The 11,985-nt window shown below is 40.3% G+C and carries 9 protein-coding genes; all 9 read right to left on the reverse strand.

The window, feature by feature from the left end; translation table 11 throughout:
* Positions 1-224 precede the first annotated feature (224 nt).
* On the reverse strand, positions 225-1,061 hold the full coding sequence (locus tag FS628_RS23360) for a carbohydrate ABC transporter permease (protein WP_186327937.1): 837 nt from the start codon (positions 1,059-1,061) through the stop codon (positions 225-227).
* Position 1,062: 1 nt separating this feature from the next.
* The gene (locus FS628_RS23365; RefSeq protein ID WP_440131306.1) at positions 1,063-1,998 is read right to left on the reverse strand and encodes a carbohydrate ABC transporter permease; all 936 of its coding nucleotides are present in this window, start codon (positions 1,996-1,998) and stop codon (positions 1,063-1,065) included.
* Positions 1,999-2,060: 62 nt separating this feature from the next.
* Positions 2,061-3,374 carry an ABC transporter substrate-binding protein gene (locus FS628_RS23370; protein ID WP_145325376.1) on the reverse strand — a complete coding sequence of 438 codons (1,314 nt, stop codon included), beginning with the start codon at positions 3,372-3,374 and terminating at the stop codon, positions 2,061-2,063.
* 179 nt (positions 3,375-3,553) lie between these two features.
* Positions 3,554-5,293, reverse strand: coding sequence for a cache domain-containing sensor histidine kinase (locus FS628_RS23375; RefSeq protein WP_145325533.1), 1,740 nt, complete (start codon positions 5,291-5,293; stop codon positions 3,554-3,556).
* A gap of 23 nt (positions 5,294-5,316) precedes the next feature.
* Positions 5,317-6,927: a response regulator gene (locus FS628_RS23380; RefSeq protein ID WP_145325377.1), complete on the reverse strand. Its 1,611-nt coding sequence runs from the start codon at positions 6,925-6,927 to the stop codon at positions 5,317-5,319.
* A 295-nt stretch (positions 6,928-7,222) separates the two neighbouring features.
* Positions 7,223-8,722, reverse strand: a complete 1,500-nt coding sequence (locus FS628_RS23385) for a glycoside hydrolase family 32 protein (RefSeq protein WP_260871171.1) — start codon at positions 8,720-8,722, stop codon at positions 7,223-7,225.
* 74 nt (positions 8,723-8,796) lie between these two features.
* Positions 8,797-10,032 (reverse strand): MFS transporter, encoded by a 1,236-nt coding sequence (locus FS628_RS23390; protein ID WP_145325379.1) that lies wholly within the window; start codon positions 10,030-10,032, stop codon positions 8,797-8,799.
* 179 nt (positions 10,033-10,211) lie between these two features.
* Complete coding sequence (locus FS628_RS23395; protein WP_145325380.1) at positions 10,212-11,195, reverse strand: LacI family DNA-binding transcriptional regulator; 984 nt, start codon at positions 11,193-11,195, stop codon at positions 10,212-10,214.
* Positions 11,196-11,317: 122 nt separating this feature from the next.
* On the reverse strand, positions 11,318-11,881 hold the full coding sequence (locus FS628_RS23400) for a TetR/AcrR family transcriptional regulator (RefSeq protein WP_145325381.1): 564 nt from the start codon (positions 11,879-11,881) through the stop codon (positions 11,318-11,320).
* Between the last annotated feature and the right edge of the window lie 104 nt (positions 11,882-11,985).

The raw sequence follows: 11,985 nt of genomic DNA on the forward strand, positions 1-11,985 counted from the left end.
TGAGACTGAATTAATTACTCTTGATTAAAGTTGTAATCGCTTTCTTTACGTTTATATTTTATCATTCACTTTTGCTTTCTTTTTGTTAAAAATCAACAATTTGTTTGTTTAACAACACAGTTTCAATTCAGACACAAATGAGCAGAAGAATCTTTTTTACTTAGAAAAAAAGCCGCTAAATTAGCGACTTTAAGTGTACATTGGTTGGCCTGCATAGCTAGGAATCATCCTTTGGTCGCCCCGGCAGAGATCCCCTTCACAAAGAACCTTTGCAGACCTATGAAGACAATCAATACTGGTATGACTGACAGGGCAGTACCTGCAAATATCATGTCCCATCTGGAGGAGAATTCGCCGATATAGCGATAAATCTCTACAACCATTGTTTTGGGTTCTCCTGAAGGAAGAACGAGCATGGGCATAAGAAAATCGTTCCAGATTCCCAAGCCGTTTAGAATAATCATACTGGCTGTAACGGGTCCAAGTAGCGGGAATACAATTCTCCAAAAAATTCTGTACCGACTGCAGCCATCAATCTCAGCAGCTTCTTCAATTTCTTTGGGGATCCCTTTTACAAAACTGGTATAAAGCAAGCATCCGAATCCTATTGCTCCAGCGATATAAACGAATATAGGTCCGGCTAGGCTTCCATAAAGCCCAAGCAGCTTTAATTCTTTAAATAATGGAATCATGTAAGCTTGAAAGGGAATCATCATTCCTGCAAGAAAATATATAAATACAAAATTAGTCCATTTGGCGTTACGTCTTTCAATCGCATACCCAGCCATGGGGATGATCAAAATTTGCATCACGATGGAAACGACGGTCAGGATCAGACTGTTGACAATGGCTCTAGGGAAATCTGTTTCTGTCAACAGATACTTGAAATTTTCCAGATAAAGCGAAGTTGGAAAAGACAGAGCATTCCGCATAATTTCGCCATTGCTTTTAAAGGCAGACATCAAGTTAAAGAAAATTGGGAAAAAGAAAAGGATGGCAACCAACAGGATAATTACGAAGAACATAACTTCCGTTAGTTTTTTACGTGTCTGCATGCTCATATCAATACTGCACCTCCCTTTTGCGCAGAATTTTCACTTGAATCAACGTGATAATTAAAATAATTATAAATAATACAATAGCAAGCGCAGTACCGAAGCCCTGCCTCAGCTCACCAAAACCTACCTTGTAGATAATATAGGTGAGGGTTTCTGTAGCGAATCCCGGTCCCCCATCGGTCATGACCGCAATCTGATCGAATATTTTGAGTGCGCTGATCATGGATAGGACCATACATACTGTGAGCGATCCTGCAAGCAATGGAAAAGTGATAAAGCGGAATTGTTGCCAGCCATTTGCCCCATCTATGTTTGCTGCTTCGGACAGTTCGGCTGGTATCCCTTGAAGCCCAGCCAAATAAATGATCATGTAGTATCCTGCACCTTTCCAAACGGTAGACAAAATAATAGACAACATCGCAAACTTGGGATCTCCCAGCCAATCCACTGTCCAGCTTCCAAGTCCGATGGCGTTCATAATTTGATTCACTACACCAAAGTTGTAATTCAGGATCATGGCCCATACAAATCCCATAACAATTCCACTGAGCAAGGTTGGAAAGTAAAATATGCTACGAAACAAGTTCTTAAACCAACGTACCTTGTCAACCATGAGGGCCATGGCAATGGCCGCAATGTTCTCCAAAATTACAAGACTAACCGTCATGATTAGTGTATTTTTAAGTGCATTATGCACACGCGGGCTATTCCAAATTTCAATAAAGTTAGCAAAACCAATAAAACGTATATCCTCACTTATGCCATCCCATGAGGTGAAACTAAGATAAAAGCTTCCAAGAGTAGGTACGATAACAAACAGCGTGTATAGAATTAGCGATGGTAATATGAATACGATTGCAAATGGATGGTGCTTTCTTTTTAGTTTTGGTACCGGTGCGGGTATCATTTGCTCTCTCTTAGAAGAAGTAGATGCTCCCATTACTATTCACTCCTTTCTTATACAATGGAGAACCACTCAGAAGTGGTCCTCCAGAGTTTTACTTACATGGAATTCGCCTTGACCTGGCTATCGTATTCCGTATCGACCTGCTCCATATAGTTTTTCACATCTCCATCGTTTAGGACCATTTCTTGCATCTTTTTGTAAAACCAATTACGGAATTGCGGTGGTATTAAGTTCTCTCCCCACCAATTGTTAATAGCCAAAGATTTCGTTACCTTTGAATTATTCATCAGATCTAAAGCCGACTGCATGGCTTCTCCCGTCTCATACGTGACTTTTTCTTTTGTGGAGGGGATACCGTTGACACTTGCAAGATATTGAGCGTATTGTTTCGGTTCGAAGAAGAAACGAATGAATTTCTTAATCGCTTCTGTCTTCTCCGGATTCTTGGCGGCTTCAGCAGACAGCGACCAGCCAGCCGGTGATGGAAGCCCAATAATATTCACATTTCCCTCACGGTCCGGAACCGCATAGAAACCGTATTCAAAGCTGGGATCAGCCTCCTCTATTTGCGAGAACATCCAGGTACCGGAGTATAGCTGCGCTGTTTTTCCAGAGATCAGGAAGGAAACCGTTTGGTTGTCTGGTGTGCTTAGCCAGCCCTTATCAACGTAGTTTCTGAATAGTTCCTTGTAATCTGTCATAGCCTGTACAACGTTGGCATCGGCGAAGTGGACTTCATTCGCTGTTTTTTTGGAATTCCAGTCAGGGTCTTTTGCGTACACGTCATCAATAAGGAATTTATTTATCCAGAATCCCATATGAAAGATATCTTTGCCTCCAACCACTAGTGGTGTTATACCGGAGGTTTTCAATTTCTCCTGAATGGCAATGAATTCGTCATATGTTGTTGGAAGGTTCGTAATTCCAGCATCTGCATAAGCTTTTTTGCTATATATAATGCCTTGCGGTACATTCAGCGCTATAGGCGCGTTCCATATCTTACCGTCCACTTCTGGTGGTGAATCGAATAAATCCACCAGTTCAGAAGGCAACTCAACGATTTTACCTGCATCCGCAAAAATTTCCGTATCTCTCATCTCAACAAGATCGGGAAACTCACCGACTGCATCCTTTGTCTTTAACCAATCCAGATAGGAGTTACTTGTATTCTCACTCATGTCCTTGATCTCAATATCCGGGTTAGCCTCCGTGAATTTTTGAATGGAATCTGCCAACGCTTTTTTCACAGCTGGATCACCTGGAGCATAACCGATGGTGAAGCTAACTTTGTCTCGGCTGCCTGTAGAGTTGCTCTCATTCGAATCAGGACTACTGTCTGTACAAGCTCCTAGTGTCATCGTTGCGGCAAGCAATAAAGCGGTTAGTCTGAATTTTGATTTTTTCAACATAGCTTTTTAAGACCCCCTTGAGTATGTGTAGGTTGAAATGAGCGGCTCCTTGTTGGTAAGCGTTTTCGTTATAAGAATAGCATCAGTGCGTTGTTGCTTGTATGAACTTTTTTAAGCCTTATGTGCAGGGAATTTAAGATTAAAAAAAGCGGATGAGTTCATCCGCTCTTAAGGAATTGTTATTCAGGAACAGGGAAGCAGAGCCGGACTGATGTCCCTACATGTTCCTGGCTTCTCACAGACAGGCCGTAATCTTTCCCATACATAGACCTGATTCTCTCGTGTACATTTCTCAATCCTACAGATTTGGTCGGGGGAGCAGAAGAATTCAAGTTACTGTGTAAGTGTTTTAGCGTGTCGTTATCCATTCCCACACCATTATCATATATGGTGATTTCCAGATCCTTCTCCCGTCTTTCTACGGATATTTTAACCGTCCCCTTTTTTTTCTGGCGGAGTCCGTGCTGAATTGCGTTTTCGACGATTGGCTGTAAACTTAACTTTAAAATCGGCCATTCCACCTGAACGTCAGCTGCAATATCGCACTCAAGGACATATCTGTTTTCATAGCGAACAGAAATAATGTAAAAATAATCATGTAAATGTTCAAGTTCCCGGGACAAGTCTACACGATCTTCACCGTAATCAATGACATATTTCAACTGATTGGACAAGGCATGAATCATGTCGGCGACTTCCTCCGCTTCCTTATCCACTGCATTCATGCGAATGACTTCCAAAGTGTTGTAAAGATAGTGAGGTCTAATCTGGCTTTTGAGCGCATTCAGTTCGGTTTGCTTTTGTTTGATTTGGGCTACATAAGCTTCATCGATATGCACGCGCAAACGCTCTACCATCCGGTTGAATCCCAGGGTCAATCTTCCTATTTCATCGTTACTGTTGACGGGAAGTCGGGTATCCAGGTTTCCAGACTCTACGACCGCCATTTGCTGAATCAGTTTACGAATCGGAGCAGCCAGTCGGCGAGAGAACCAGGTTGCCATGACAATTGATACAATTGAACAAATGAGTATTGCCAGATATACGGTAGCACGGGCCGAGAAAAGCTGTTCGAACAGCCCAGCTCTATGTATAATGGCTACCAGCTGACTGTTCACAAAAGGGATATCTTCACGAAGCACAAGCATTTCTTTATCTTTACTCTTCGATAAAAATTCATCCATCGTTCGCTTAGATTGATTGCTGAAATACATCTGATCTTGGTCATTGACCAATATCAATTCATCTTGCGCTCCGAGGGAAAGTTCATTTAAAAACTGCTTGAACATGGTTGTATCAATGTCCAGAAACAATGTGCCTACCACTTTATGCTCCCGGCCAAGGCGTCCGGAGGTATCAATCAGATTACGTGCAAGAGTAAACACTTCGCGCTTGGAACCGATAAAATAATCATCATGATGCGTCGGGAATATCATCGCCTTTGAAGGCTGACTGCGCATTTTTTCTTTCCATTTCCTGATCGGAAGCAGTTCATTCGTGAGGCCCCTGTTCTCTCTTTCCTGGGAATAGATTTGGCCGTCTGACGCGCGCACAAAATAAGCACCCGTTATATATTTGTCGCTAAACACCAGTGTCTTTAAAAAGGAATCAATAGGAATTGAATTGATTTGCTCCAACTCATTTACATTGAATGTCTGATTCTGGTTGATATGTTCAGATAACCCCTCATAACGTACGTTATACATAAGTTTGGAAATATCGTTGTATTGCTGAAAAGCTGAGTTCAGATTGTAACTCATATACATAATCATCTGTTGCTGATTACTAGTTGTATATCGTTCCACATAGCTCGAAAATATTTGTACAGAAAAATAGCTGAGTGCAAAAAGTGGAATCAGACCGACCAAAATAAAGGAAGCTGAGAATCTAACAAATACGCTTTTGGAGAATGAGCGCATCAAATAAACACCTTCCTTATTTGTTATGGTTTATGCCGACGGAAGGACTGTCGATACTCTTGCGGAACCTTGCCATATTTTTTCTTAAACATATCACTGAAGTGCCTCACATTGTTGTAGCCTACACGGTCAGCAATCTCATAAACCAAGAGATCCGTTTCAATAAGAAGCTTTAACGCGTGATTCATCCTAACCTCTGTGACATAGTTTTTAAAGTTTTGACCAGTATGCTTTTTAAAAAAACTGCTAAAATAATACGAGTTCATATAGACTTGGGCAGCCATAGATTCCAGTGTGATATTACTGGCATAGTTCTCTTCAATATAAGATTTGACTTTAGTAAGCAGGGTACTTTCTTTTCCTGACATCTTACTCGCAAGATGTTGGAGCATTTCATATAAAACCACATCAACTTCGTTAGCTACATCTGCATAGGAAGGACAATCCGTCAGTTTTTCGAGTAGTACACCTTGATGGATATTTAGGTTCTCTATCTTTCCGCCGAACTTTTCCAAGTTCTGATTTAAAGATAATATAGCTTTGTATACCCCAGTAATTGTCTGAGTTTTGTTTTCTCCCGCTTGCATCCTAATTCGTTCAAGCAACTCTCGAGTCAGCAGATGAATCTGGTCCTTTTCTTGGTTAACCAATGCTTCTATTAAATGTGATTGAAGGTCCGCCATAGATCTAGGCACCAAAGTGGTCCCAGAGAGTTGTTCCCCAGATCGTATCACCTGATTGGTTCCTGAGAAATATTTTAGATTAAGCGCTTTCAATGCAGTTCGATAGGATTCTTCTGCTTCTTCAACACCTGTCATACTCTGCCCAACACCACACGATACACTTAACTTCAAATAGCTGTGAATTTTGTGACGGAGGTCGTGCGCCAGATGAAATGCATAGTCTCTCTCTTCATGCTGGACTAGAAGTGTATATAATCCTTCTTTTTGAATCAGCAATCCCTTGGCTGTGTTCTGTCCCTGATCCAATGTCTCTCTAATAATGTTGGATAATGCAAAGTTCACCAAATTACGTTCGCGTTCTTCCCACTTAGAACTTTCAGCATGTTCATCCATTTCCAATACACAGACAGTAATAAAGCGGCTTATGGCAATGGCTCCCAATTGTGACAGCTCGTTAATGGTCTTCAAATCGCCGTCAAGTAAACCATCAAGAAGCTGTTCTATTGTTCTCGATCTATTTTTCTTTTCATAGTAATTTAGCATCATTTTATTTTGCTCACCATTGGTTTCTTCCCGGATAATTGAAGCTGCTTTTTCGACAACCCTTTCGAGTTGATTTTTATTTATAGGTTTTACCAGATAATCCAGTGCGCCTAACTGTATAGCTTGACGAGCATATCCAAATTCTTGAAAGGCACTGATAAATATAACTTTTCCCTGAAACCCCTGTTCATTCAGCTCGGTTATTACATCTATACCGCTTCCCCCTGGCATGCTAATATCACTGATTATAAGCTGTGGTTCATGCCTGTGTATCAGATCTCGAAGTTCATTCCCGTCATTGGCTTCACCCACAATCATGAACCCGAGCTGTTCCCATGATATTAATTTTTTTAGGCCCCGTAATATGACGGGTTCATCGTCTGCTAGCAGTAGTTTTAGTTTATTCATAGAAAAACCCCTTCCTAGTTTCCCTGAGGGTATAGGCAACCGTTTATCTATAAAGAGTATACTGATCAATACACGATGGGCAAGACCTATGGCTGACTTTGCTACATGTGTCTTTCATATGTTATCTTTTTTTTGAAGAAGTGTATGTTGAAGTTACCAATGTTCTTAAAATTCCTGCACATTATTCTAAAAATCACAACATACTCTCAGGTACTAATCTCCATATAATGATTTTTCCAACTGCATCGTGAAAAAAGCCGCTAAACTTAGCGACTTTTATGGGTCTATGATCTTGTCATCGAGGGTAGTTAGCTTCCTTTGCATTGCATTGATCAACTTGCCAAATATCTTTTAACTCCCAGCATGTGAGCCCATTAACATAGACATCTCCGCCTTCCGTTATGACTTCTATGCCTAACAGTTTCTCACTTGTATAGATGCGACTTGTCATCGTAGCTTGTCCTTCATTCGCAAATATTTCAATGGATGAGCGATCCAGATATATTTGCAATGTCAGCTGCCCCTCGGTTTTGAAGGCTGTTTGCCGCACTCCATCCGTCTTTTTACCTGATTTGGAACAATTAAGTTTGAGTTTCTGATCCGGGATAGAATAAGTGATAACCGTTTCTTCCTGTCCTGTTCCACGAAATTTCAAACCTACCAGGTCTGCAGTTGACTTTGTGAGATCGAACACAACTTTCACTTCAAGCAGATCTGCCTCAACGTTCTCGAAGTAACTTTCACGAATAGTACCATTTTGGTACAAAACATGTTTACTCTGACGAAGTAACTTCATTTCTTCCACAGGATTCATAAGCACTTTATTATTTTCGTCCAACGTAATTACACGCGGGATCGTCATTGCTCCGCACCATCCGTCCCCTTTCGTAGGCATATCCGATTCCCACATATCCATCCAACCAATTGCAATACGCCGACCTTGATCATCTAAAAACGTTTGAACTGCATAAAAGTCGTGACCATTGTCCAACTCAAGAAACTCTCCATGTTTATATTCATTACGTTCATAATTATATTCGCCAACATAGTACCCCGTCTGGAATAAGTTATTGTACTTATCCCCTTGCGCGTTAATACCTTGAGGGGAGAACATGAATATATGCTTACCGTTCAGTTCAAAGAAATCAGGACACTCCCACATGAAGCCCATATTCTTATCTCCCTGAAGAAGCACACCCTGATAGGTCCAAGTTTTGAGATCAGGAGATGAATATAGAATTACCCGCGGTAGATCTTCTTTCGTGCTGTTGCCCAGAATCATGTACCATGTATCCTCATTCTTCCACACTTTTGGATCACGGAAATGCTGAGAGCTATCTGTCGGAGGCTCAGCGATTACGGGATTCTCTTTTAATTTCGTGAAATGAATACCATCAGTACTTACGGCCACATTTTGGTTTTGGCTGAAGATATTATTTGGTTGGTCAATATATTGATGACCTGTATAGATCAGTGTCAGTTCACCGTTATTATCTACTGCACTTCCTGAGAAACAGCCATCAAGGTCACACGCATCTCCAGGTGCTAAAGCAATTGGACAATGCTCCCAATGTACGAGATCTCTACTCTTCACGTGTCCCCAATGCATTGGGCCCCAGTTCTCATCATATGGATGATGTTGATAGAATACGTGGTATTCTCCGTTAAATTGAATTAATCCGTTTGGATCATTAATCCAATTTGCTGGTGCCATAATATGATACCCTAAGCGATACCGTTTGTTCATTTTTGCTGGTGCCATAATATGATACCCTAAGCGATACCGTTTGTTCATTTTTGCTGCTGACTGTTTTAAAGCTGCCTCAGCTTGTTTCGTATTATTGCTATATATCTTCATTTCTTTTCCTCCTATGCTGTTTTAATGTGTGTGTTAGGTTTGGGATTCAGCTTTTTCGGTTCTCTCTTCAAGGTGAAGATCGAAATTGTTGTGAAGGCAAATACGAAGATACCCATAATCACGTACGTATTTGCAAAGCCTCTAATGTCATAAAACACTCCAGCGATTGGTGACAAGATTGAAGCTCCTACCTGACTCGTAAACTGATAGCCCACCAGATACAAAATTGAAGACAAACGCGTATCGAAATTAGCAGCCAAGTACTTAAATACGGAGATCAGCATAATTGGCAGTTCCAATGCATGAATCAACTTCATAGCTGAGATACCGTAGGGTCCAATTATTAATCCAGAACCCATGATTCTGAAAGCCATCAAGTACCCTGCGAAAATGAGACCTTTTTTTGCACCAATTTTATTCACAACGAAGGGAGCTAAAAACATCATCCCTGCTTCCAGAAAAACTTGGAAGGAATTTAAGTAGCCGTAAACTTGATTGCCTAACGCAACCGTTGAAAATGTCGATGAGAAGTAAATCGGGAACTGTTGGTCATACACATTATAGATACACGTGACACCAAAGACGTATAAAATAAAGAACCATAAATGCTTATTTGCAAACATACTGCCGACTTGTTTAAAGCTAACGGATTCTGCCCGCTCCTTCTCTGAATCAGTCATTTCAACTTTAATTGTCATCATAATGACAAACAGAACGACGGCTGAAACTGATGCAATCCAGAAGTTAATATTGGGGTTGATATTAAAAAATTGACCTGCAAAGAATGTTGCTGCGGCCCAACCCAGAGAGCCCCACATACGAGATTTTCCATATTCAAAGTCATATTTGCGGCTTACTTTCTCGACATAAGATTCGATGGCACCGATCCCCGCCAAGAAAGAAATACCCAAGTATAATCCACCTACAATGGCTCCAAGAAATACATTGTATTGAAGTAACGGACCATAGATAAAGATATAGAAGGGTCCAACAAATAGCAGTAAAACACTAATCAAAAATAGAATATGTTTCTTTAGTCCGATTTTATCTGAGATATAGCCATAAAGCGGTTGCATACATAAAGCGAAGATAGCGTTTACAGTAAAGATAACACCTGTTTCAGCACCATTCAGACTGATTTCTTGCCCCAGCCAAATAGAGAATAATGAATAACTTGCTGACCATGTAAAGAAGAAAAAGAAGAAATAGGCACTTAATTTCCAGTACATGCTCTTTGAATATCTCATATCGAACGCTCCTCTAAGTTAAACATTTAATGTGAATGAAAGCACTTCCGTACTTGCAAAATTGATTATATGTCAACCGCTTTCATATGTCAACCGGTTGACATGTTGCTGAAAGAAAAAAGAGCTCTTCTTTTAATTTAAGAGTAGCTCCGTCGTGTATCCCAGTGAAAATAATTGTATTAAGTTGTACTCGCTTCAATAAGTTTTACGGGTAGATACGTTTCTCGCGGGACATCACTGAAACCACCTTCAATCTCTTGGATAAGCAACTCTATCGCAGATTTCGCAATCTCCTGTATGGGTTGCTGAATTGTCGTCAGTTCAGGGAGTAGGTTGCGGGTTGTTTCTGTACCGTCATAACCAATTACACGAATATCTTCAGGAACACGTTTGCCGCGGTTTCTTGCTTTAGCAATAAAAGACGCAGCCACCATATCATTACTTGCAAACATTCCATCCACTTCAGGATGTTCATCAAGCAAGCGTTGAATCGGTTCATCGTGATTCTGTTGATGGAAGGGATCATGTACTTCATAAGTAATTGCCTCACGACCATACTTCTCCATCACATCTTCATATGCTTTTCTTCTTAAGCTAGCCGGTGTTTCCAGTTCTACAGGACCATTGATGTGCAAGATATGCTTACAGCCCTTTTTAATAAGTAGTTCTGACGCCAGCTTTCCACCTAAGTAATTATCCGATCCAACAACGGGGATTGAGTCGGATAGAAAGCGATCGATGGCGATGACAGCAATATTCTTCTGTTCATAGTTTACGATTCCCCGGTTGTGTGTACCAACGATAATCCCATCTACTTGATTACGCATAAGCATGTCCACATAAGATTCTTCCTTATCGAGCTGATTCAAACTATTACAAAGTAACAGCTTGTAGCCTAATGATGCGCAAATATTCTCTATATGAAAAGTTAGTTCTCCAAAGAAAGGGTTGCTTGTTGTTGGAATGATTAATCCTATCAAATTTGTTCGTTTGCTAAATAATGATCTGGCTACATCATTTGGGAAATAATTCAAATGCTGCATTGCTTCATGGACTCGATCCTTTGTTTCTTGACTGATATAGCCACGATTATTAAGTACGCGAGAAACTGTAGTCGGTGAAACTCCAGCTAATTGTGCAACATCGTTAAGTTTAGGTTTCATTGATTCTCCTGCCTTCTTTCCATACCATATCTCCGCTTATTAATCATTTTAACACGGTTAATCGTGAAAAAACATGTGTACTGATTCATGGTAAAAGCAGATAATCAATACATAATCTAAATCTATTTAAAACCATGATAAAATGTATTTAATAACAAGTCAGCTGCCGAATTTTTAGCAATATTCCCCTCTACAACCTGTTGCCACGTCAGGAATAAAAGTGAATACAAGACATTAACAATCCAACCTTTGTCTACGTCTTCACGCAAATGTCCCGTTTGCTGCAGCAAACCAATTGCGTTCAATAATGGTTCCCTTAAAATTTGGTCCTCTTCCTCAATTTCTTTGTTGCTATTGACATTAGCATCATGTTTTAGAAAGTATATTTTATCCCCTAACGGGATTAACGCCCCAATTAACTCGGGGATGTAAGATTCGTAATTTTGCTCATCCAATTTTATATCTTGCATCGTCTCAGCAACAACTTCAATTGCACGAAATCCTAAGTGAATCATCAGTAGCTCTCTACTCTCAACATAACGATGCAAAGTCGCAATACCAATACCCGCTGATTCGGCAATTTCATGCATCGACGCACTTGGATTCTCAATCAAACATTTTGTTGCTTCATCCAAAATTGTATTTAAACGCATTTGTTTAATTGAAGAAAGTTCTTTTCTTTGCATTTTTACACCTCTTAGTTAGAATGAAATTTTATTATGTCTCACACGATAATATATGGAGTAGGTATCCGTCTCTTTCTAATTAAGACTCATGAAAATCAGCTAAA

The sequence above is a fragment of the Paenibacillus xylanexedens genome, from assembly GCF_007676705.1.
Lineage (GTDB): Bacteria > Bacillota > Bacilli > Paenibacillales > Paenibacillaceae > Paenibacillus > Paenibacillus xylanexedens_C.

Bases quoted from the DNA above. Each gene is read 5' to 3' on its own strand.
- FS628_RS23360 (WP_186327937.1), bottom strand. From the start codon at position 1,061: ATGAGCATGCAGACACGTAAAAAACTAACGGAAGTTATGTTCTTCGTA.
- FS628_RS23365 (WP_440131306.1), bottom strand. From the start codon at position 1,998: ATGGGAGCATCTACTTCTTCTAAGAGAGAGCAAATGATACCCGCACCG.
- FS628_RS23370 (WP_145325376.1), bottom strand. From the start codon at position 3,374: ATGTTGAAAAAATCAAAATTCAGACTAACCGCTTTATTGCTTGCCGCA.
- FS628_RS23375 (WP_145325533.1), bottom strand. From the start codon at position 5,293: ATGCGCTCATTCTCCAAAAGCGTATTTGTTAGATTCTCAGCTTCCTTT.
- FS628_RS23380 (WP_145325377.1), bottom strand. From the start codon at position 6,927: ATGAATAAACTAAAACTACTGCTAGCAGACGATGAACCCGTCATATTA.
- FS628_RS23385 (WP_260871171.1), bottom strand. From the start codon at position 8,722: ATGAACAAACGGTATCGCTTAGGGTATCATATTATGGCACCAGCAAAA.
- FS628_RS23390 (WP_145325379.1), bottom strand. From the start codon at position 10,032: ATGAGATATTCAAAGAGCATGTACTGGAAATTAAGTGCCTATTTCTTC.
- FS628_RS23395 (WP_145325380.1), bottom strand. From the start codon at position 11,195: ATGAAACCTAAACTTAACGATGTTGCACAATTAGCTGGAGTTTCACCG.
- FS628_RS23400 (WP_145325381.1), bottom strand. From the start codon at position 11,881: ATGCAAAGAAAAGAACTTTCTTCAATTAAACAAATGCGTTTAAATACA.